Annotated in this window: 19 protein-coding genes; 17 read left to right on the top strand and 2 right to left on the bottom strand. The window is 63.8% G+C overall.

Annotated features, from left to right (window positions below; genetic code table 11):
* Positions 1 to 470: 470 nt before the first annotated feature.
* The 16 genes from mraZ (at position 471) to J1C48_RS09335 (ending at position 19,422) form a co-directional block, all read left to right on the top strand.
* Positions 471 to 941 (top strand): division/cell wall cluster transcriptional repressor MraZ, encoded by a 471-nt coding sequence (gene mraZ, locus J1C48_RS09410; RefSeq protein ID WP_207257579.1) that lies wholly within the window; start codon positions 471 to 473, stop codon positions 939 to 941.
* A complete protein-coding gene (rsmH, locus tag J1C48_RS09405; protein WP_207257578.1) occupies positions 941 to 1,975 on the top strand; it encodes a 16S rRNA (cytosine(1402)-N(4))-methyltransferase RsmH in 1,035 nt (344 codons plus the stop codon). Before mraZ ends, rsmH begins: the two co-directional genes overlap by 1 nt.
* Positions 1,976 to 1,979: 4 nt before the next feature.
* Positions 1,980 to 2,345: a cell division protein FtsL gene (gene ftsL, locus J1C48_RS09400; protein ID WP_231081668.1), complete on the top strand. Its 366-nt coding sequence runs from the start codon at positions 1,980 to 1,982 to the stop codon at positions 2,343 to 2,345.
* The gene (locus J1C48_RS09395) at positions 2,342 to 4,093 is read left to right on the top strand and encodes a peptidoglycan D,D-transpeptidase FtsI family protein (RefSeq protein WP_207257577.1); all 1,752 of its coding nucleotides are present in this window, start codon (positions 2,342 to 2,344) and stop codon (positions 4,091 to 4,093) included. The genes ftsL and J1C48_RS09395 overlap by 4 nt, the downstream gene beginning before the upstream one ends.
* 64 nt (positions 4,094 to 4,157) lie before the next feature.
* Positions 4,158 to 5,606, top strand: coding sequence for a UDP-N-acetylmuramoyl-L-alanyl-D-glutamate--2,6-diaminopimelate ligase (locus J1C48_RS09390; RefSeq protein ID WP_207257576.1), 1,449 nt, complete (start codon positions 4,158 to 4,160; stop codon positions 5,604 to 5,606).
* Positions 5,603 to 7,090, top strand: coding sequence for a UDP-N-acetylmuramoylalanyl-D-glutamyl-2,6-diaminopimelate--D-alanyl-D-alanine ligase (locus tag J1C48_RS09385; RefSeq protein ID WP_207257575.1), 1,488 nt, complete (start codon positions 5,603 to 5,605; stop codon positions 7,088 to 7,090). Before J1C48_RS09390 ends, J1C48_RS09385 begins: the two co-directional genes overlap by 4 nt.
* The gene (gene mraY / locus J1C48_RS09380; protein WP_207257574.1) at positions 7,087 to 8,169 is read left to right on the top strand and encodes a phospho-N-acetylmuramoyl-pentapeptide-transferase; all 1,083 of its coding nucleotides are present in this window, start codon (positions 7,087 to 7,089) and stop codon (positions 8,167 to 8,169) included. Before J1C48_RS09385 ends, mraY begins: the two co-directional genes overlap by 4 nt.
* A 10-nt stretch (positions 8,170 to 8,179) precedes the next feature.
* Complete coding sequence (murD, locus tag J1C48_RS09375; protein WP_207257573.1) at positions 8,180 to 9,571, top strand: UDP-N-acetylmuramoyl-L-alanine--D-glutamate ligase; 1,392 nt, start codon at positions 8,180 to 8,182, stop codon at positions 9,569 to 9,571.
* A 17-nt stretch (positions 9,572 to 9,588) separates the two neighbouring features.
* On the top strand, positions 9,589 to 10,743 hold the full coding sequence (gene ftsW / locus J1C48_RS09370; RefSeq protein ID WP_425523493.1) for a putative lipid II flippase FtsW: 1,155 nt from the start codon (positions 9,589 to 9,591) through the stop codon (positions 10,741 to 10,743).
* Between the two features lie 131 nt (positions 10,744 to 10,874).
* Positions 10,875 to 11,018, top strand: a complete 144-nt coding sequence (locus J1C48_RS09365) for a hypothetical protein (RefSeq protein ID WP_207257572.1) — start codon at positions 10,875 to 10,877, stop codon at positions 11,016 to 11,018.
* A 128-nt stretch (positions 11,019 to 11,146) separates the two neighbouring features.
* Complete coding sequence (murG, locus tag J1C48_RS09360; RefSeq protein ID WP_207257571.1) at positions 11,147 to 12,247, top strand: undecaprenyldiphospho-muramoylpentapeptide beta-N-acetylglucosaminyltransferase; 1,101 nt, start codon at positions 11,147 to 11,149, stop codon at positions 12,245 to 12,247.
* 29 nt (positions 12,248 to 12,276) lie between these two features.
* Positions 12,277 to 13,704 (top strand): UDP-N-acetylmuramate--L-alanine ligase, encoded by a 1,428-nt coding sequence (gene murC / locus J1C48_RS09355; RefSeq protein ID WP_207257570.1) that lies wholly within the window; start codon positions 12,277 to 12,279, stop codon positions 13,702 to 13,704.
* Positions 13,638 to 14,651 carry a UDP-N-acetylmuramate dehydrogenase gene (murB, locus tag J1C48_RS09350; RefSeq protein WP_207257569.1) on the top strand — a complete coding sequence of 338 codons (1,014 nt, stop codon included), beginning with the start codon at positions 13,638 to 13,640 and terminating at the stop codon, positions 14,649 to 14,651. The genes murC and murB overlap by 67 nt, the downstream gene beginning before the upstream one ends.
* 652 nt (positions 14,652 to 15,303) lie before the next feature.
* Positions 15,304 to 16,590 carry an outer membrane protein transport protein gene (locus J1C48_RS09345; RefSeq protein ID WP_207257568.1) on the top strand — a complete coding sequence of 429 codons (1,287 nt, stop codon included), beginning with the start codon at positions 15,304 to 15,306 and terminating at the stop codon, positions 16,588 to 16,590.
* Between the two features lie 281 nt (positions 16,591 to 16,871).
* Positions 16,872 to 18,596 carry a dihydroxy-acid dehydratase gene (gene ilvD, locus J1C48_RS09340; protein WP_207257567.1) on the top strand — a complete coding sequence of 575 codons (1,725 nt, stop codon included), beginning with the start codon at positions 16,872 to 16,874 and terminating at the stop codon, positions 18,594 to 18,596.
* The gene (locus J1C48_RS09335; RefSeq protein WP_207257566.1) at positions 18,583 to 19,422 is read left to right on the top strand and encodes a tetratricopeptide repeat protein; all 840 of its coding nucleotides are present in this window, start codon (positions 18,583 to 18,585) and stop codon (positions 19,420 to 19,422) included. The genes ilvD and J1C48_RS09335 overlap by 14 nt, the downstream gene beginning before the upstream one ends.
* A gap of 57 nt (positions 19,423 to 19,479) precedes the next feature.
* On the opposite strand, the gene xth is transcribed toward J1C48_RS09335, so the two are convergent.
* Together xth and erpA are read right to left on the bottom strand one after the other, a co-directional pair.
* Positions 19,480 to 20,262 carry an exodeoxyribonuclease III gene (gene xth / locus J1C48_RS09330; protein WP_207257565.1) on the bottom strand — a complete coding sequence of 261 codons (783 nt, stop codon included), beginning with the start codon at positions 20,260 to 20,262 and terminating at the stop codon, positions 19,480 to 19,482.
* A 13-nt stretch (positions 20,263 to 20,275) separates the two neighbouring features.
* The gene (gene erpA / locus J1C48_RS09325) at positions 20,276 to 20,617 is read right to left on the bottom strand and encodes an iron-sulfur cluster insertion protein ErpA (protein ID WP_207257564.1); all 342 of its coding nucleotides are present in this window, start codon (positions 20,615 to 20,617) and stop codon (positions 20,276 to 20,278) included.
* Positions 20,618 to 20,851: 234 nt separating this feature from the next.
* On the opposite strand from erpA, the gene J1C48_RS09320 reads away from it, so the two are divergent.
* On the top strand, positions 20,852 to 22,069 hold the full coding sequence (locus J1C48_RS09320) for a deoxyguanosinetriphosphate triphosphohydrolase (RefSeq protein WP_207257563.1): 1,218 nt from the start codon (positions 20,852 to 20,854) through the stop codon (positions 22,067 to 22,069).
* Positions 22,070 to 22,206 lie beyond the last annotated feature (137 nt).

Below are 22,206 nucleotides of genomic sequence, written 5' to 3'. Positions count from 1 at the left end.
AGATGGATCCTTGGCCAGGCAGCGGCTTTTGTGCCGATTTTGTAAAAAACATTCGATGCATCCGCCTGAAGCTTGTGTGAGGCTTGATGGGCGGGCGTTTCAGCCGGCGCGGGCGAGCCGGGCGGTCGTCGGCGTGCTTTCTTGGCGAGGGAGGAATTTCTTAGCGTTAGTGAGACGTTAACGCGATCTTGGGTAGTCTGCATATGTGCTTGGCTGGGGGGATGGTCACGCCGCTTCCCATTGACGCCCATAGATGCCCATGATATCCCAAATATCACATCGGAAGGGTCAAATTCGGCCCGAAATCAAGCAGTGCGTGGCGTGCTTCCGTCGGCCGGAAGTTTCGTCCGTGACCCTCTTTGGGGTTTCGGACGGGGTGGTTTGTCGTGCCTTTGGTTGCTCGTCCGCGCGCGGTGCGTCTGTCGTGGTGAGTCCGACGGCGCGAAGCGAAGTGGGTAGAGTCAGCGTCGATGGACCGCTTTCTTTCAAGCTATGTCCACAATATCGACGCCAAGGGGCGGGTCTCCGTTCCCTCGCCGTTTCGTCAGGTCATCGCCAGTCGCGGGATCGTCGAATTGTTTGCGATGCGGTCGCTCTCGCAGCCGGCCATCGACGTCGGTGGGCCGGAGTTGATGGCGCATTACGAGGTGCAGATGGAGGCGATGGATCCGTTCAGCGACCTCTATCAGGAGATGGCCATCTACGCTTATGGCGACGGGGCTTATCTGAAGTTCGATACGGAAGGGCGCATCTTGATGACCGATTTCATTCGATCGCATACGGGCATCACGGATCGCGTCGCCTTCGTGGGTGTGAAGCATTCCTTTCAGCTTTGGGAGCCGGACGCGTTCGAGGCGTTCCGCGGCGCGTTGCGCGAGAAGCTCAGGCAGAGACTGACGCGCGGTCGTGGGGCTTTGGCTTCCGTCGAAACACCGGAATAATGGCGGGCGACAAAGGGATCGAGGATCCCGGTGTTGGCGGACCCGTCCGTCATGTTCCGGTGCTTCTGTCAGACGTGGTCGGCGCTTTGGCGCCGGCCACGGGCGACATCATTGTCGATGGCACCTTCGGGGCCGGCGGCTACAGCGCGGCGATCCTGAATGCCGGCGCCGATGTTCTAGCGATCGATCGCGATCCGACGGCGGTTGCGGCCGGGCAGGGGCTGGTCGAGGCCTCTTCGGGCCGGCTGGCGCTGGTCGAAGGGCAATTTTCCGACTTGGAGAGGATCGTGCGTCAGCGCTATTCGGCCGGCGTCGATGGTATCGTTCTGGATATCGGCGTCTCGTCCATGCAGATCGATCAGGCCGAACGTGGTTTTTCGTTCCAGAAGGATGGCCCTCTCGATATGCGCATGGGCGCGAGCGGGCCGACGGCTGCTGACGTCGTCAACCTGCTGAAGCCGGCCGATCTCACTCGTGTGCTCGGATTGCTCGGGGAAGAGCGCCAGGCGGGACGGATCTCCCGGGCGATCGCCGCACGCCGGGACGAGCAGCCGTTTGAGCGCACGCTCGATCTGGCCCGGTTGATCGGCAACGTCGTCGGGCGCTCGCCGAAGGACAAGATCGATCCGGCGACGCGCAGCTTCCAGGGCTTGCGTATCTTCGTTAATGACGAACTCGGTGAGCTGGCGCGCGCTTTGATCGCCGCCGAACGGGTGTTGAAGCCGGGCGGCCGGCTGGTTGTCGTGACCTTCCACTCGCTCGAGGATCGCATCGTCAAACGATTTTTGCGCGATCGCTCGTCGCCGCCCGCCGGCTCGCGGCATCTGCCCAATGCCGTCGTGCCGCCCCAGACGTTTACGGCGAGCAACAAGGCCGTTGCGGCGAGCGACGAGGAAGCGGTCCGCAATCCGCGCTCGCGCTCGGCCAAGCTGCGCGCCGGCATCCGCACCGATGCCGCCCCGCGCCAGGAAGCCGACGGGCTCGCTTTCGCCAATCTTCCCAATCTCGCTGATTTGCCCCGGACTGGAGCTTGACCCCGTGCTGAAGACGTTGGACATCATCCTGATCGCGGTCATGCTCGGGGCTGCGGCCTACACCTACCGGATCAAGCACGAGGCCGAGACGATCGAGGAGCAGGTTGCCAAGGTCGACCGCAAGATCTCCTTGGAAAAGGAGACAATCTCCTTGCTGCAGGCGGATTGGACGGTGCTCGATCAGCCGGCGCGGTTGCAGCGCTTGGCAAATATCTATGATGCCCAGCTGCAGCTGAAGCCGATCAGCCCGGAACAGATCGTCACGGCCGACGAGTTGCCCGCGCCGCCGCCCGCGCCGCTCAATGTGCCCATCCCGACCGCGCCGAATATGGGTCGCTATGCCTATAATGCGGGGCCCAATGCGCAATGACCGATTTTCGATCCATTCTGCGTCGTGTTTTCGGGCGTTCCACCGATCCGCATGCGTCGGAGACCTCGCGCTATGCGCGGTTTGGCCGTCGGCGCAAGCGGTGTGGCGACGAGCCGAAGGGCAATGTTCGTTTCGCCGTCGCCATCGGCATATTTATCGCGGTTTATGGTCTGATTGCGGGGCGTCTGGTCGAGTGGGGCGCGCTGCCGACGATGACCGAGACCTATTTTCGCGGCGACGAGCATCTTGTGGCCGCGCGTCCACAGATCCTCGATCGCAACGGCATGGTGCTGGCCACCGACATCACCACTTTCTCGCTCTTTGCCGAACCGCGGCGCATCGTCGACCCGGACGAGGCCAGCGAATTGCTGCTCTCGGTGCTGCCGGATCTCGATCCGAAATGGCTCTATAAGCGCCTGTCGGGCCATGGCGGCTTTGTCTGGCTGAAGCGCGAACTGACGCCCGGTCAGAAACAGCAGATCCTCGACCTCGGCATTCCCGGGATCGGATTCCGCACCGAGAAGAGTCGCTTTTACCCCGGTCGCAGCACCGCCGCCTACATCGTCGGTCACACCAATATCGACAATCAGGGCACGGCCGGAATGGAGAAGTGGATCGACGATCAGGGCTATCGGGCGCTGCAGAACTCTGGCCTGGCGACGGAAGCCGATCTGAAGCCGGTCCGGCTGGCGATGGATCTCAGGGTCCAGCACGTCGTGCGCGACGAGGTCTCCCAGGGCCTGAAGCGCTACCGGGCGAAGGCGGCTGGCGGAATCGTCCTCAATGTGAATTCCGGCGAAATCGTCGCGATGACGTCAGTGCCGGACTATGATCCCAACATCCCCGCCGAAGCGCTCGACAAGAACCGGCTCAACCGGATGTCGGCGGGCCTTTACGAGATGGGATCGACCTTCAAGATCTTCACCACGGCGATGGCGCTGGATTCGGGGAAGATCAAGATCACCGACACCTTCGACGCGACGGCGCCGCTGCGCATCGGCGGCTTCACCATTCACGACTTCCACAACGAGCACCGCTTCCTGTCGGTGCCGGAAATCTTCATCTATTCCTCGAATATCGGTTCGGCGCGCGAAGCTGAGAAGATCGGGCTCGACGAGCATCGGGCCTTTCTGACCAAACTTGGTCTTCTCTCGCGGCTGAAGACCGAGTTGCCCGAAGTGGCAATGCCCACCCAGCCGAAAGAGTGGAAAGAGATCAACAACATCACCATCGCTTTTGGCCACGGCGTCTCGACGACGCCGCTCAACACCGCCGTCGCCGCCGCCGCTGTCATCAATGGCGGCAAGCTGATCGAGCCGACCTTTCTGCCGCGGACGCAAGCTGAGGCCGACGCCATCGCCACGCAGGTCATCTCCCAAAAGACCAGCGATTTGATGCGCTACATTTTCCGGCTGAACGCAACCGATCCGCGCGGTTCCGGCAAAAATGCTGCCGTGCCCGGCTATCTCGTCGGCGGCAAGACCGGCACGGCCAACAAGGTCGTCAATGGCCGTTATTCCAACACCAAGAAATTCAATGCCTTCGTCGCCGCCTTTCCGATGGATCATCCCCGCTACATCGTTTTGACGATCATTGACGAACCACAGCCGGAGCCGGGCAAATATTACGCCACGGCGGGCATGAATGCGGCCGTGATGGCGGGCAATATCATCCGCCGGTCCGCGACCTTCCTGGGTGTCCATCCGCAATTTTCGGACGACGGAAAGTCCTTGCTCGTCTCCTATTAGGCTATAGAAGACCACACGTCCGGCTTGTGCTTTTCCGGACGTCGACGGGGCAAGGACGATGGCCATGCAGCTTTCCCATCTCGCACAGGGGCTCGGCGTTATCGATCGCAGCGCCGATCCCGACATTACGGTTCTGACCGCCGACTCGCGGGCGGTGGTGCCCGGGGCGCTGTTTGCCGCGCTGCCGGGCGTCAAGGTCGATGGCGCGGCCTTTGCCAGCCAGGCCGAGGCGAATGGTGCCGTCGCGGTGTTGTGCCGAAACGGCGTGTCGATCGCAACGTCGCTACCGGTCGTTCGCTGCGACGACGCCCGTCACGCCCTGGCGGTGATGGCTGCGCGCTTCTTCGGTCGGCAGCCGGAGCACATCGTTGCCGTCACCGGCACGGCCGGCAAGACCTCGATCGCGACGTTCACCCGCCAGATCTGGGAGAAGACCGGTCAAGTCGCCGCTTCGATCGGCACCATCGGCGTCGTCTCGCGCAAGCGCATCGTCGAAGGCACGTTGACGACGCCGGACCCCGTGGCTCTCGCGCAGCTGATGGCGCAGCTCGCCGAGGACGGTGTTACCCATGCGGCGATGGAGGCCTCCAGCCACGGTCTCGACCAGCGGCGGCTCGAAGGCGTGCGGATCGAAGCCGCCGCCTTTACCAATCTCGGCCATGATCATTTCGACTATCACCCGGATCCCGAGAGCTATTTCCAGGCCAAGATGCGCCTCTTCACCACCCTCTTGCCGAAGGGCGGGGCAGCGGTGATCAATGCCGACGATGTCTGGTCGGGGCGGGCGATCGACGTGGCGACCAAGATGTCGGCACGGGTGATGACCACCGGGCGCAAGGGCACATTCCTCACCTTGAAGCGGCTCGAACACGAGCGCAGCCGCCAGATCGCCGAGATCGCGGCAGAGGGGCGGATCTATCGGATCGCGCTGCCGCTTGCCGGCAGTTTTCAAATGTCGAACGCACTGGTCTCAGCCGGCTTGGCAATCGCCACCGGCGTTCCGGTCGTTGACGCGTTGGCGGCGCTCGAAAGCCTCGAAGGCGCCGCCGGTCGCCTGGAATTGACGGGCACGACGCCGGCGGGTGTGCCGGTGTTCGTCGACTACGCCCACAAGCCGGAAGCGCTGGAAAACGTCCTGTCGTCGGTGCGCCCGTTCACCACCGGCAAGATCCTCGTTGTGGTCGGCTGCGGCGGTGATCGCGATCGGGCCAAGCGGCCGATGATGGGCGAAATCGCCAGCCGCCTTGCCGATGCCGTCTTCGTCACCGACGACAATCCGCGTTCGGAGGATGCGGCGTCGATTCGCGCCGCCATCATGGCCGCGGCGCCGGGCGCCAGAGAGATCGCAGATCGCCGCGAGGCGATCCGCCAAGCCATCCGCACGGCGATTTCGGGGGATACTGTCGTCATCGCCGGAAAGGGACACGAAACCGGCCAGAAGATCGGCGACATCGTGCATCCTTTTAGTGACCACGAAGAAGTGCGGTCGGCGATCGCGGAGCTTCAGAAATGAGTGACATGCTTTGGGAGACCAGCGTCCTTTCGGATGTGATGCAAGCGCGGCCGATGGGCCCGCTGCCGCGCGGGGTGAGCGGCATCTCCATCGACACCCGCACGCTTGAGGCGGGCGATGCCTTCTTTGCCATCAAGGGCGAGCGGTTCGACGGGCATGAGTTCTTGACCGCCGCCCAGCGCGCCGGTGCCGCCTTGCATGTCGTCGCCGAGCACAAGCTGCCGGCGCTCGGCCGGGTGCAGGTGCCGATGCTGGTCGTCGACGATGTGATGAAGGCGCTGACGCGGCTGGCCGAAGCCTCGCGGGCGCGGGCCAAGGCGAAGATCGTCGCGGTGACCGGCAGTGTCGGCAAGACCACCACCAAGGAGGCGCTGCGCCATGGCCTCAGCGCCGTCGGCAGCGTCCACGCCAGTGCCGCCTCGTTCAACAATCACTGGGGCGTGCCCTTGTCCCTGGCGCGACTGCCGGCCGATGCCGATTTCGGCATTTTCGAGATCGGCATGAATCATCCGGACGAGATTCGGCCGCTGGTCAAGCTCGTTCGGCCGCATGTCGCTATTGTCACGCTGATCGCGCCGGCTCATCTCGGCCATTTCCGCGACATCGACGAGATTGCCGCCGCCAAGGCGGAGATTTTCGAAGGCGTCGTGCCCGGCGGCACGGCGATCCTCAATGCCGACGATCCGAAGTCCGATCTCTTGGCCGATTACGCCCGCAAGGCCGGCGTCTCGAAGATCGAGACCTTTGGCGAAGCCGGCCGCGCCGACTTTCGCCTCATGGCGTTCGAAGCAACGCGCGAGGGCGTGTCGATCGACGCCAAGATTGAGGGCGAGCGTTTGCACTTTTCCCTGGCAACGCCCGGCCGCCATATGGCGCAGAACGTTCTTGCCGTGCTCGGCGCGGCGCAGCGGATCGGGGCTGATGTCGAGCGGGTCGCCACGGCGCTGTCCAGCTGGCGGGCGGTCAAGGGGCGGGGCGCCCGTCATCGCCTAAAGCTCGCCACGGGTGGCACCGCCACCTTGATTGACGACAGCTACAACGCCAATCCCGCCTCGATGCGGGCGGCGCTGGATGTGCTGGCGCGCGGCGAGCCCGGGCAGGGCGGGCGCCGGATCGCGGTCCTCGGCGACATGCTGGAACTCGGCACGACGTCGCCGACGCTCCATGCCAACCTCAAGACGCCGATCCTTGCGGCCGGCGTCGATGTCGTGTTTCTCGCCGGCGATGAGATGAAGGCGCTCGACGACGTTCTTGCCGGCGCTCTGACCTGCCAATGGCACGAAAACAACGAGGAACTGCTCGCCGCATTGTCCAAGACGATGCGCAGCGGCGACATCATCCTCTTCAAGGCCTCCAAGAGTATAGGATTTTCCCCGTTGGTTGAAACGTTGCTGTCACGCTACGAGGACAAGGACACCGAACCTGTGAAGCCTGCCGAGATGGTGGCCGCTGGCCAGGTCGATGCCGGTGGAGAGGCTGAATGATCGCCTATCTCGGAGAGTTCGCCGACGTCTTCCCGATCCTCAACGTCTTTCGCTACATCACCTTCCGCACCGGCGCGGCGATGATCACGGGCTTCATCGTGGTGTTCCTGTTCGGGCCGGCGATCATTTCGGCGCTGCGTCTGCGCCAGGGCCGCGGTCAGCCGATTCGAGCCGACGGGCCGCAGACTCACTTCAAAAAGGCCGGGACGCCGACGATGGGCGGCCTGATGATCCTCTCCGGGGTGATCGTCTCGACGTTGCTCTGGGCGGATCTGAAGAACATCTATGTCTGGACAGTGCTGCTCGTCACCGTCGGCTTCGGCGCGATCGGCTTTTACGACGACTATCTCAAAGTGACGAAGCAGAGCCATCTCGGCTTTTCCGGTAAGGCACGACTTGCCATCGAATTCGTCATCGCCGCCCTGGCGGTGGGGGCGATCGTCTATGCCGGCACCGGAAGCTTCGCGACGTCGCTGGCCTTTCCCTTCATCAAGCGCGTCCTGCTCGATCTCGGCTGGTTCTACCTGGTGTTCGGCGCCTTCGTGGTGGTCGGCGCGGCCAATGCGGTCAATCTGACCGACGGGCTCGATGGCCTGGCGATCGTGCCGATCATGATTGCCGCCGCCGCTTTTGGCCTCATTGCCTACATCTCCGGCAATGTGAACTTCTCGAACTATCTGCAGATCCACTATGTCGCCGGCACCGGCGAATTGTCGCCGCTCTGCGGCGCGGTGATCGGCGCCGGACTCGGCTTTTTGTGGTTCAACGCGCCGCCAGCGGCGATCTTCATGGGCGACACCGGTTCGCTGGCGCTCGGCGGCATGACCGGCACGGTCGCGGTGGCGACGAAGCACGAGATCGTCTTGGCCATTATCGGCGGCCTGTTTGTCATCGAGGCGATGTCGGTGATCATTCAGGTCGTCTCGTTCAAGCTGACCGGCAAGCGGGTCTTCCTGATGGCGCCGATCCATCACCATTTCGAAAAGCTCGGCTGGACCGAGAGCCAGGTGGTGGTGCGGTTCTGGATCATCGCCTTCATGTTGGCCTTTGTCGGCCTCTCCACCCTGAAACTGCGCTGAGTGAGGGCAGATGATCGCAGTCGAGACGTTTGCCGGAAAACACGTCGCGCTCTTCGGTCTCGGGGGCTCGGGAATGGCGACCGCCCGCGCCTTGGTGGCCGGTGGCGCCAAGGTCGTCGCCTTCGACGACAATCCGGCGAGCGTCGACAAGGCGATGGGCGAGGGCATTGCGATCGCCGACCTGCGCAATGCCGATTGGTCGGCTGTTGCCGCGCTGGTGCTCGCGCCGGGCGTGCCGCTGACCCATCCCAAGCCGCATTGGACGGTCGATCTGGCGCGCGTCCACGGCGTGCCGGTGATCGGCGACATCGAGCTGTTCTGCCAGGAACGCCGCGCCGCCGCGCCGGCCGCTCCCTTCGTGGCGATCACCGGAACCAACGGCAAGTCGACGACGACGGCGCTGATCGCCCACTGTCTCAAGGTCGCCGGGCGCGACATCCAGCTTGGCGGCAATATCGGCGTTGCCATCTTGTCGCTCGATCCTCTCGAGCCGGAGCGGCATTACGTCGTCGAATGCTCCTCCTATCAGATCGACCTGAGCCCGACGATCGATCCGACTGTCGGCGTGCTTTTGAACCTTTCGCCTGATCATCTCGATCGCCACGGCTCGATGGGCAATTACGCGGCGATCAAGGCACGGCTGGTCGCCGGCGCGTCGATGGCGGTGATCGGGGTCGACACCGAGCCGTGCCGCCACATCGCGGCCGGGCTCGAATCCGACGGTCATCACGTCACCCGGATCTCTCAGACCGGGCCGGTGAGCGGCGGCATCGGGTTCGACGGGCAAAGCCTCCTGCGCGATATGCCGGGCGCGTCCAAGGCGGCGTTTGACCTCACTCAGATCGGCTCGTTGCGCGGCCGCCACAATGCACAAAATGCGGCGGCGGCCGTCGCAGTCCTGACCAATCTTGAGGTCGACGACGCGACCATTGGGCGGGCGCTGGCGAGCTTTCCGGGGCTCGCCCACCGCATGGAAGAGGTGGGGCGCGCCGGGCCGGTACTGTTCGTCAACGATTCCAAGGCCACCAATGCCGACGCCGCCGCGCCGGCACTTGCGGCATTTCATCGCATCTACTGGATCGCTGGCGGCCTGCCGAAAGAGGGCGGTATCGCCGCGCTCAAGCCGTTCTTTCCGCGCATCGCCAAGGCCTATCTGATCGGCGAGGCCGCGCCCGCCTTTGCCGCGACTCTTGGTGAACGAATTCCTTACGAAATTTCTGGCACACTGTCGGTTGCCGTCGCGCATGCGGCGGCCGATGCGCAGGCAGCGGGCGAGGACGCGGCGGTTCTGTTGTCTCCGGCCTGCGCAAGCTTCGATCAGTTTCGTAATTTCGAAGTCCGGGGCGACGCCTTCCGAGCGGCGGTGGCGGCTCTTCCCGGTATCGAGGGACCGCACGGGTGAATTTCATGACCACGACTGTGACGACGCGGATGACCGGCAATCTGATTGCCGACTGGTGGCGCAGTGTCGACCGATGGCTGCTGGCCGCCTTTGTCATTCTGCTGGTCGGCGGCGTCATGCTTTCTTTTGCCGCCAGCCCGCCCGTCGCCGAGCGGATCGGCCTCGACCCCTTCCACTTTGTCAAGCGGCACGCGCTGTTTCTTATCCCATCGGCAATGGTGATGTTCGGCGCCTCGCTGCTGACGCCGCGCGGCGTGCGGCGTGCCTCCTTCATCATCCTGATCGTCTCACTCGTCTTGATGGTCGCGGCGCTGTTTTTCGGCGCCGAGATCAAAGGCGCGCGGCGCTGGATCGACATCGGCCCGCTCAACATCCAGCCCTCGGAATTCATGAAGCCGTGCTTCATCGTGATCTGCGCCTGGCTTCTGGCGGAAAAGGTCAAGCGGGCCGACGTGCCGGGCAATCTCTACGCTCTGATCTTGCTGTTGATCGTCACCGCCTTGCTGGTGGCCCAGCCTGACCTCGGCCAGACGATGCTGGTCTCGACCTCCTGGGGCGGCCTGGTGTTCATGGCCGGGCTGTCCTGGCTTTGGATCATGGTGCTCGGCGGTGTCGGCGTGGTCGGCGCGGCGGGGGCTTATTTCGTCTTCCCGCACGTGGCGAGCCGCATCAACCGCTTTTGGACCGGCCAGGGCGACACTTTCCAGACCGACCGCGCCAAGGAAGCGATCCTGAATGGCGGCTGGTTCGGCAAGGGACCGGGCGAGGGCACCGTGAAGCGGTTGCTCCCGGACAGCCACACCGACTTTGCCTTCTCGGTGCTTGCGGAAGAGTTCGGCATCATCGCCTGCATCGCCTTGGCGGCGATCTTCGCGTTCATCGTCCTGCGCGGCCTGTCGGTGGCGCTGAAACAGCGCGATCCATTCGTTCGCCTGGCGATCAGCGGTCTCGTCTTCATTTTCGGCCTGCAGTCGATCATCAACATGTCGGTGAACCTGCAGCTGATGCCGGCCAAGGGCATGACGCTGCCGTTCATCTCCTATGGCGGCTCGTCGATGATGGCGATCGCGCTGTCGGCCGGGTTCTTGCTGGCGCTCACCCGCAAGCGAGCGGAAAATCGATCCTACACCGACCAGCTCGTGCAGCGCACCATGGTCCTGCATGGCGCATGAACCATGCCGCAGACGGGGCGTTGCATCTCCATGCTCTCGGCTCTGGCTTTGACCACTTTTGCCCGATGTTGGCTTTGACGAGTGTTCATGACTAGATAGACGATATGATGCTCACTGAAGGAGCTTGACCGATGAGCACTTTGGAAACGGCGCTTTTGATGGCGATCATTCCTGCCAGCGCACTGGTGCTTGCGGCTGTCGCTTGGCGGGACGCCCGGCGGGTGGCGATCCGGGCCAAGGTGCGGCGCCGCGTCGACACTCGTCGCGCGCGCTGAGGCGCGTCCAGACCCTCGTTTCGGCCGGCTTGTCTGATCGCCCATCACGGCTCTTGCGAGAGTGGCCGTAAGGTGCTTGTCGTGTGCTTCGTATTCTCAAAGCTTCATCTCACCTTCGACGAGCGTGCATGACGACCATTCTTCTTGCCGCCGGCGGCACCGGCGGCCATTTGTTTCCGGCCGAAGCGCTTGCCCATGAGCTCATCGCGCGAGGCTTCACCGTCGAGTTGGTCACCGATGATCGGGCCGGGCGGTTTGCCGACCGCTTTCCGGTCGGGGCGGTTCATCACGTCCGCTCGGCGACTTTTGGCGCGAAAAATCCGCTGGCGATGGCCAAGACGCTGTGGACGCTCTGGCGCGGCTTTCGTGAGGCCGCAGCGCTCGTTCGTCGATTGCGCCCGGCGGTGGTGGTCGGCTTCGGCGGTTATCCGACGGTCCCGCCGCTGATGGCGGCGACGCGAGCCGGGCGGCCGACGATCATTCACGAACAGAACGCCGTGATGGGCCGCGCCAATCGGTTCCTGGCTTCGCGTGTTGATCGCATCGCCGCAGGCATTCCACAGGACGATGTGGCCCCGGCGTTCGCGGGCAAGATCGCCGTCACCGGCAATCCCGTCCGTCCGGCGGTGCTTGAGGCAGCCAAGACGCCTTATCGGGCCCCGGGGGCGGGCGAGGTCTTCAATCTCGTCGTGTTCGGCGGCAGCCAGGGCGCATCGTTCTTCTCCGAGGCGCTTCCCAAGGCGATCGACGCGCTGCCGGCGGCGATCCGCAGGCGCTTGCAGGTCACCCAGCAAACCCGCCGCGAGGACGAGGCGACGGTCCGCGCCTTTTATGCCGAGCGCGGCGTCGCGGCTGATGTCTCGCCCTTCTTCACCGACATGGCGGCGCGGATCGGTGCGGCGCATCTCGTCGTCAGCCGCTCCGGCGCGTCGACCGTGTCGGAAATCGCGGTGATCGGCCGTCCCGCCATTCTCGTGCCCTATCCCTATGCGCTCGATCATGATCAGGCTGCCAATGCTGCGAAACTCGCGGCGGAAGGCGGTGCGATCGTGTGTGCGCAAAAGGATCTGTCGCCCGAGCGTCTCGCGGGCTTCATCGAAGCGATTGCCGGCGATCCGAGCCGAGCGGAGGCGATGGCGACCGCCGCCAAGGCAACCGGCGTTCCGAATGCCGCCGCCTTGCTCGCCGATCTCGTAGCGTCTATGCCCGGCGCCCAGGATCAAGACTGACAATTCGTTGCAAAACGCGGGGATCAACCATGAAGATGCCACCGAATATCGGGCCGGTTCATTTCATCGGAATCGGTGGCATCGGCATGAGCGGCATCGCCGAAGTGCTGATCAATCTCGGCTATACGGTTCAGGGCTCTGACCAGAGCGAAAATGCCAACGTTCTGCGTCTGCGCGAAAAGGGCGCGACGATCCATATCGGCCATTCCGCCGATAATCTCGGCAGTGCCGAGGTCGTCGTGGTCTCGACCGCGATCCGCCGCTCCAATCCGGAGCTTTCGGCGGCGCGCGAGCGCCTCTTGCCGATCGTGCGCCGCGCCGAAATGCTCGCCGAGCTGATGCGGTTTCGCCAGGCGATCGCCATCGGCGGCACCCATGGCAAGACGACGACCACCTCGATGGTGGCGACACTGCTCGATGCCGGCGGCATGGATCCGACCGTCGTCAATGGCGGCATCATCAACGCCTACGGCACCAATGCCCGTATGGGCGATGGCGACTGGATGGTGGTCGAGGCCGACGAAAGCGACGGCACCTTTTTAAAACTGCCGGCCGATGTGGCGGTGGTGACCAATATCGATCCGGAACATCTCGATCACTACGGCACCTTCGACGCGGTGCGGGCAGCCTTTCGCGCGTTCGTCGAAAACGTTCCCTTCTACGGTTTTGCGGTGATGTGCCTCGATCATCCCGAGGTGCAGACCCTCGTGGGTGAGATCGAGGACCGCCGGGTCATCACTTATGGCGAAAACCTGCAGGCCGACGTGCGGATCGAAAACGTTCGGTTCGAGCCGGGACGCTCGCTGTTCGAGGTGACCATGCGCGACCGCGTCAGCGGGGCGGTCGAGAAGATTCCTGATCTCGCGCTGCCGATGCCCGGCCGCCATAACGTCTCCAACGCCACGGCGGCGATCGCGGTCGCCCATCGTTTGGGTATTCCCGCCGAGGCGATCCGCAAGGGGCTGGCGGGCTTTGGCGGCGTGAAGCGGCGCTTCACCTTGACTGGCACCATCGGCGGCGTCGCCGTCTACGACGACTACGGCCATCATCCGGTGGAGATCCGCGCGGTGCTCTCGGCGGCCCGCTCCTCGGCGACTGGCCGCGTCATCGCCGTCGTCCAGCCTCACCGCTACAGCCGCCTGCAGGCGCTGTTTTCCGATTTCGCCTCCTGCTTCAACGATGCCGACACGGTGATCATCGCGCCGGTCTATGCCGCCGGCGAGGAGCCAATCGAGTTCGTCAATTCCGAAATGCTGGTCGAGCGGCTGAAGCTCGGCGGCCATCGCGACGCGCGGTTGATCGATGGGCCGAAGGAGATCGCGCCGTTGGTCAAGCAGGTGGCGGAGCCGGGCGACATGGTGATTTGCCTCGGCGCCGGTTCAATCACCCAATGGGCCTATGCGTTGCCGCAGGAACTGACCGCTCTCGGGCTCGGCGCCGAGGGAGGCGCTCAGTGACGCTGCTCGATCGGCTTGGCGACCGGTTGTCGGGCATTCGCGGGCGGTTGACGCCCGATGCCCCGATGCGCAAGCTCACCTGGTTTCAGGTGGGCGGGCCGGCGGACCTGTTTTTTCAGCCGGCCGATGAGGACGATCTCATCCTGTTCCTTCAGCGGCTGCCCGAGGAGATTCCGGTTCTCGTCGTCGGCGTCGGATCGAATCTGTTGGTGCGCGACGGCGGGATCGAAGGTGTGGTGATCCGGCTCTCGGCCAAGGGGTTCGGCGCGGCGGAACAGATCTCGCAGACGCGGATTCGCGCCGGGGCCGCGATCCCCGACAAGCGGCTCGCCGCATCGGCGCTCGATGCCGGGATCGGCGGGTTTCATTTCTATCATGGCATTCCTGGTGCCGTCGGTGGTGCGTTGCGCATGAATGCCGGCGCCAATGGTGTCGAGACGGTCGAGCGGGTGGTCGAAGTTCACGCCGTCGATCGCCACGGCCGTCGCCATGTCCTGTCGAACGCCGACATGGGCTACAGCTATCGCCACGCCAGCGCGCCGGAAGGGCTGATCTTCACCGCAGCGGTGTTCGAGGGCTATCGCTGCGAGCCGTTGGAGATCCGCGCCAAGATGGACGAGGTGCAGACCCATCGCGAGAGCGTCCAGCCGATTCGCGAAAAGACCGGTGGCTCGACCTTCAAAAACCCGCCGCAAAGCTCGGCGTGGAAAGAGATCGACAAGGCCGGCTGCCGCGGGCTGACGATCGGCGGTGCGCAGATGTCCGAGATGCACTGCAACTTCATGATCAACACCGGCGATGCCACCGGCTTCGATCTGGAGACGCTTGGCGAGACGGTGCGGCGGCGGGTGCTTCAGACCTCCGGCATTGTCCTCGACTGGGAGATCAAGCGGCTCGGGCGGTTCGAAGCCGGCCGCATCGTGACGCCTGCGAGCGACTCCGATTGATCGTTTGCTTGGCCGTTCGGCGATTGCAGCGGAGAGGGGCGCCGACCGGCGCCTGTCTTGATTTGGTTGGTGCTTCCTTTTCGGAATGGGAAGGTCGCTCTCACCCTTTGAATCGACGCATCGTGCTTTGCCGAAAACCGATTCCGATTTTCGGGCCGATGCTGTAGCCACCGATCGCCGGCTTCTCGCGTGCTCCATCGTGGGGTTCGCGGCCGGCCTTGTCCTTGACGGCGTCGGGCGCTTGGCAGTTGCGTCGGGATTCAGATGCTAGTTGCGCATGTTTTTCAAGCAGATGTTGTTGTGATCTTTCGCGGAATGCTTTCGCGAATAACGTTGACGTATGCGTAAGTTTCCAAATTTGTCACATTTCGGCCACGCGTGTTGCAAAATGCGCGGCGAGATCGCAGGGAGAAGGGAGAGTGCCGCCCTGCCGATGCGCCGATGTCGCAGTTTAAAAAATACGTTTATTTTGAGAGGAAAATAATTTTTGTGAATCTATTTATATTCATATGATTTTACCTGGAAGTCATAAGTCGTTCGACTGGTTCTGTGACGATACCCAAGCCTTGGCTTTTCGCTTATGCTTGTTCGTATGGACGGTGTTTCCGGCCTGCAAATTTGGTCGGCTGCACTATGGAATCGGGGGGAATTCATGGGACTGGCCCGTAAACGCATTTCAATCGCCGCGCTTGTCGTGGCTCTTTCCGGCAGCAGCGCGCTGGCCGGCGGCTTCCAGCGCGGCACGGCCGATACTGACATTCTGTTTGAGCCCGGTACGGTCAATTCCCGGGCCAGCATCACCTATATCGACCCGCAGCGCGGTTTCACCTCGCTTAACGGGGTCGACGGCGACTACTCGACCTATACCGGCGATTACGGGATCCCAAGCTATGCGGTCGCGGTCGGCAACGACATGATCGGCTGCGCCGGCACGGCGACCGAGCCCTTCGCGGCGAATGCCGACTACTCCGGGCTGCCGGGCGGCGCGCTGCCGGCTCAGGTCAGCTCGACTCAGAGCATGTCGACGGCCGATCGCACCAATTTCGCCGCGGCCTCGTCGATCGCGCGGGTCCAGAAACTCTCTTTCAAGTCGAGCGAATTTGGCCTGACCTGCCGCTTGAGCTACACCTCCGGTTCGAGCCGCTACAGCCTGCTCGGCGGCGCCTTCGTCGAGGACTTTCATTTCGAAGGGACGAGTCTCGGCTCGACCTATCTCGCGCCCGGCGTGCCGTTCACGGTTGCGACCAGCCGCATCGATGTTGAGAGCGATGGCGCCTACAAGCCCGGCTTCCGAATCGGTGCTGCCTATGAGATCCCCGAATATGCCCTGCGCATTCAAGCGATGTATCGCTCGGAGGTGAAGCACGACGACATCTCCGGCGACGGCACGGTGACGATCCTGAGCTCGCTCGTTCCGACGCTGCCGGCCGGCACGGTCATTCCGGTCAATTCGTTCCTCAGCGAAGCGATCAGCCCGCAGTCTGTGGAAATCAAGGCGCAGACTGGCATCGCGCCGGGCTGGCTGGTGCTTGGCTCGTTCCGCTGGACCGACTGGTCGACCAACCAGGTCTCCGTCAGCTCGATCTCCAACGCCGCCGCCGGCATTTCATCCTCCTCCTACGCGCCGTATCACTGGCGCGACGGCTACACCGCGCAGATCGGCGTCGGCCATGCCTTCACCGACCAGATCTCCGCGGCACTCGGCGTTGGGTACGATCGGGGCGTCTCGACCGGATCCGAGACCACCTATACCGATCTCTACACGCTGGTCGGCGGCCTCTCCTACAAGCCGGCCAAGGCCGTCGACATCCGCTTTGGCGGGGTGGTCGGCTACTGGACCGACGGCAGCCAGTCGATTTCGAAAGGCTCCTACTACAACGCGACCGTCGGCAACGACATGGTCTATGGCCTGAACGCCTCGCTGAAGATCTCCTTCTGATCGACGGGTCGGGGCGCGCGCATAGCCCCGGCTTCCCCAACGGCCAAGGACAATTCGAAGGGCGTGCCGGTCTGCGGCGCGTCCTTTTCATCTGCCGGCTAAGCTTTCCCGGGGACGCGCGAAATGAAGCCTGTGATTTCGCGGCAACACTATTGCATCGATGCACCGGCTATAGTCTCGGCAGCGGGATCGGCGCCCCGTTGCCGCCACAAAACACCGTCACCTCAATCCTTGGCTGAGTTCTCGGCAGAAGGGCACGGCCGGGTGACGAGGGGGATTTCATGGACGCGAAAACCATCGACAAGGCGAAGCTGCCAAGCCGCCATGTGACGGAAGGGCCGGCCCGGGCCCCGCATCGCTCCTACCTCTATGCCATGGGCCTTTCGAAGGAAGAGATCCACCAGCCGCTGGTCGGCGTCGCCTCCTGCTGGAACGAGGCTGCGCCCTGTAATATTGCGCTGATGCGTCAGGCGCAGGTCGTCAAGAAAGGCGTCGCGGCCGCCAGCGGGACACCGCGGGAATTCTGCACCATCACGGTCACCGACGGCATCGCCATGGGTCACCAGGGTATGAAGTCGTCTCTGGTGTCGCGCGATCTGATCGCCGATTCGGTCGAGCTGACCATGCGCGGCCATTCTTACGATGCGCTCGTGGGGCTCGCGGGCTGCGACAAATCGCTCCCTGGCATGATGATGGCGATGGTGCGGCTCAATGTGCCGTCGGTCTTCATTTACGGCGGCTCGATTCTGCCCGGGAACTTTCGCGGTCAGCAGGTGACCGTTCAGGACATTTTCGAGGCTGTCGGCAAGCATTCCGTCGGCGACATGTCGGATGACGATCTCGATGAAATCGAGCAGGTGGCCTGCCCCTCGGCCGGCTCCTGCGGGGCCCAGTTCACCGCCAACACCATGGCGACGGTCGCCGAGGCGATTGGCCTTGCGCTGCCCTATTCCTGCGGCGCGCCGGCGCCTTACGAGATTCGCGACCGGTTTTGCTACGCCTCCGGCGAAACCGTCATGGAGCTGCTCGCCCGCAACATCCGGCCGCGTGATATCGTCACCCGCAAGTCGCTGGAAAACGCCGCGGCCGTCGTTGCGGCGACCGGCGGATCGACCAACGGCGCGCTGCATCTGCCGGCAATCGCCCATGAATGCGGCATCGAATTTGATCTCTTCGACGTCGCCGAGATCTTCAAGAAGACGCCCTACGTCGCCGATCTCAAACCGGGTGGGCGATATGTCGCCAAGGATATGTTCGAGGCCGGCGGCATTCCGCTGCTCATGAAGACGATGTTCGAACATGGCTATCTGCACGGTGACTGCATGACGGTCACCGGCCGTACGCTCGCCGAGAACATGCAGAAGATAGCCTGGAATCCGCGTCAGGACGTGGTGCGTTCGGCCGACAATCCGATCACCGCCACCGGCGGCGTCGTTGGGCTCAAAGGTAACCTCGCCCCCGACGGCGCGATCGTGAAGGTCGCGGGAATGAAGAATTTGAAATTCTCCGGTCCCGCCCGCTGCTTCGACTCCGAAGAAGAGTGCTTCAAGGCTGTGTCCGATCGCTCCTACAAGGAAGGCGAGGTTCTCGTCATCCGCTACGAGGGGCCGAAAGGCGGCCCCGGGATGCGCGAGATGCTGGCCACCACCGCCGCACTCTACGGGCAAGGCATGGGCGATAAAGTCGCGTTGATCACCGATGGACGTTTCTCGGGCGCGACGCGAGGGTTCTGCGTCGGCCATGTCGGCCCCGAAGCGGCCGTTGGTGGGCCAATCGGTCTGTTGGAAGACGGGGACATGATCACCCTCGACGCGGTGGTTGGAACTTTGGACGTCGCACTGAGCGATGCCGAACTTGACGAGCGGCGCCGCCATTGGACGCCGCGCGAGACCGATTATGCGTCGGGTGCGATCTGGAAATACGCCCAACAGGTCGGCACGGCCCGCAAGGGCGCGGTGACCCATCCGGGCGGCGCTGCGGAAAAGCATTGCTATGCGGACATTTAAGCTGCTTCTCCTGGCCCCGTTGGTGGTCGGCGCGGCGGTCTTTTACGCCGACCGGCCCGGCTTTGCCCTCGATCCGGCGGCCCAGGTCGACCCCAATGCCGGGCCGCTGGAACTCTTCTCCTTCGGCTTCAAGGCCTATCAGCGCGGCGAAAAGCTCGAGGCCTTCGAGGCCCTGCGCTATGCCGCCGACAAGGGTCATCCCGGCGCGCGCTGGAAGCTCGGCAAGATGTATGCCGATGGCGACGGCGTGCCGGAAAACGACTACGAGGCGTTCAAGATCTTCGAGCAGATCGTCCGCGATCAGGACGACGAGACCGGCAGCTATTCCAACGCCGCCTATGTGGCGAGCGCCGTGGTCGCGCTGGCGGATTACCTGCGCCAGGGCATTCCGAACAGCCCGGTGACCATCGATCTGCCGCGGGCTCGCCAGTTCTATTTCCACGCCGCCTCCTTCTTCGGCGACGCCAAAGCCCAGTTCGAGCTCGGCCGTATGCTGTTGAAGGGTGAGGGCGGTCGCGCCAATCCCCGGCAGGCGGCGCGCTGGCTGAAGCTGGCCGCGCAAAAGGGACATGTCGGCGCCAAAGCGCTGCTCGGCTATCTGCTCTTCGACGGGCACAAGATCTCGATGCGGCCGGAGCATGTGCGCGGCCTCGCCATGCTGACGATCGCCATGCGCCAGGCCGGGCCGAGCGATCAGGCCTGGATCCGGCCGCTGCAGGAAGAAACCTTCTCGCTGGCCAGCGAAGATGAGCGGCGCGCCGCGCTTGCCTATGCCGATCAGCAGGTGGCGGCGGCGAGCAACGCGGTCGCCAGCGCCAACAACTGACGCGCAGGCCGGCGGCGTGTCTGCGCGGGCTCGCACCGCGCCTGTGATCTTCGACGATCAGGCGGCGAGTTCGATCATCACCGGCACGTGGTCCGACGGCTTTTCCCAGCCGCGTACATGCTTTTCGATCCCGACCGAAACGAGGCGATCCTGCACCTCCGGCGAGATCAGCATGTGATCGATGCGAATGCCGTTGTTCTTCTGCCAGGCGCCGGCCTGGTAGTCCCAGAACGTATACGTCTTTGCCGCATCCGTCGTTGCCCGCAGCGCGTCGGTGAGACCGAGATTGACCAGCCGGCGCCAGGCGCCGCGGCTTTCCGGCTGGAACAGCGCATCATCCACCCAGTCTTTCGGATGAGCGGCGTCGATCGGCATCGGGATGACATTGTAGTCGCCGGCGAGAACCAACTCGTCCTCGGTCAGCAGACGGCGTTCGGCATGGGCGATCAGCCGGTCCATCCAGGCGAGCTTGTAGGGGAATTTCTCGCTTCCGAGCGGATTGCCGTTCGGCAGATAGATCGAGGCGACTCGCAGCCGGCGCCTGTTGATCGACCACAAGCCTTCCATGTACCGCGCCTGCTCGTCGCTGTCGTCGCCCGGCAGGCCGCGCAGCACCTCGGCGGGCTTGTCTTTCGACACCAGCGCGACGCCGTTGAAGCCCTTCTGGCCGTGGGTCTCGACATGATAGCCGAGATCCTCGATCGCCTGGCGCGGAAAGCCCTCGTCGACGCTCTTGATCTCCTGCAGGCAGGCAATGTCCGGAGCGGCCGTCTCAAGCCAGGCGACGAGCGCGTCGATGCGTGCCTTGACGCCGTTGATGTTCCAGGTGGCGATCAGCATGGCAGGTTTCGTCTCAGATCGAAAAGCTCGTGCCGCAGCCGCAGGAGGCGACGGCGTTGGGATTGCGGATCTGGAACGATTGCCCCATCAGATCGTCGACGAAATCGACCACCGATCCTTCGAGATAGACCAGGGAGACCGGATCGACGAGCACCCGGGCGCCGTCGGTTTCGATGACGAGGTCGTCGTCTTCACGGGCTTCGGTGAGATCATATTTGTAGGAAAAGCCCGAGCAGCCGCCGCCTTCGACGGAAATCCGCAGGCTGGGGTGCCCGTCGCTCTTCGCCAGGATCGACGAGATGCGCTTGACGGCGCTGGTCGAAAGGGTGACAGGCTGGGCAACTGTCTCGCTCATCTGATCGACGACGCGGCATCTCTGCCTTGCGCCGCTCCTTGTTTGCGTCCGGTCCATTAGTTATGGACGCAGAGGTGGCCGGTCAATTGCTACAGTATCGGCCCAAAAATCGGAATCGATTTTCGGCAAGCCCGATGCGCAGACTCAATAACAGTGCGTGTCCTTGGTGCGTCCCGCCGGATGCACGGCACGCGAGACCGACAGCCGACGAGACGGACAGGGAGGCGTCGATCCATGGGCGGGACCGCGCAGGCGTTCCAAACCGGGTGCGGACAGATCGGGCGGGCGGCCTACGCTGAACAGCCCGGTGTCTCGCGCGGCCGTGTGGTGCCAGAGTCGGACAGCCCGACCCGGACGCCGTTTCAACGGGACCGCGATCGGATCGTCCATTCCGCCGCCTTTCGCCGCCTCAAGCATAAGACACAAGTTTTCGTGCCGTACGAGGGTGATCACTTTCGCACCCGGCTGACTCACACGATCGAGGTCTCGCAAATCGCCCGGGCCCTGGCGCGGGCATTTCGGCTGGACGAGGATCTGACCGAGGCGGTCGCGCTGGTTCATGATTTCGGCCATACCCCCTTCGGCCATGCCGGCGAGCGGGCTCTCGACCGCCGCATGCAGGCCTATGGCGGCTTCGAGCACAACGCCCAGTCGCTGCGCATCGTCACCACGCTGGAATCGCGCTATGCCGATTTCGACGGCCTCAACCTCGCCTTCGAGACGCTGGAAGGTCTCGTCAAGCACAATGGTCCGCTAACCGGGCCGAACGCCGCCAAGTCCCATCCGGTGCCGCGCCCGATCCTCGATTTCGACGCGTCTTTTCCGCTCGGGCTCGATCGCTTCGCCGATCTCGAGGCGCAATGTGCCGCGATCTCCGATGATATCGCCTACAACACTCACGATCTCGACGACGGCCTGCGGGCCGGTCTGATCAACCTTTGCGATATCGAAGAGCTGGACCTGGCCGGCTCGATCTTTCGCGACGTGCGCGAGCGCTATCCCGGGCTCGATCATTCGCGCACGGTGCACGAAATCATGCGCCGCCATATCACCCGCCTCGTCGAGGACGTCATCGGCACCACCAATGCCGAGCTGGAGCGCGCAGCCCCGCAAAGCGCCGACGCGGTGCGCGATGCCGGCCGGCAGTTGGTGCGCTTTTCCGAGACGATGGAGAGGGCGGTGACGCAAACCCGGCATTTCCTTTTCCGTAAGGTCTATCGCTGCGAAAGCGTGATGCGGGTGATGTGCGAGGCCGAGCGGGTGGTGGAGGCGCTGTTCGACCGGTTCGTCGAGCGGCCGGAGCTGATGCCCCGCGACTGGGCATTGGGCGTTGGCGATCTCGCCGACGACAAGCTGGCGCGGCGGATTGCCGACTATCTCTCCGGCATGACCGACACCTACGCCATCGCCGAATATCAGCGTCTGTTTGACGCGGTGCCGCAATTGCGCTAGCCGCCGGGCTCGAATTGAGAGGCGCCACGACATCTGGATTTCGGACGGGCGTGCCTGAAGGCGGGTTCGCCGGGATGTCTCAGCAGGGCGTGCGCGCCGGATCGACGCGAGCGGTTCGGATCGGAGCCGTAGGGGCG

The organism is Jiella flava (assembly GCF_017349315.1).
In the GTDB taxonomy this organism is placed as follows: Bacteria; Pseudomonadota; Alphaproteobacteria; order Rhizobiales; family Rhizobiaceae; genus Jiella; species Jiella flava.
This window is presented reverse-complemented; position numbering and strand designations above follow the sequence as displayed.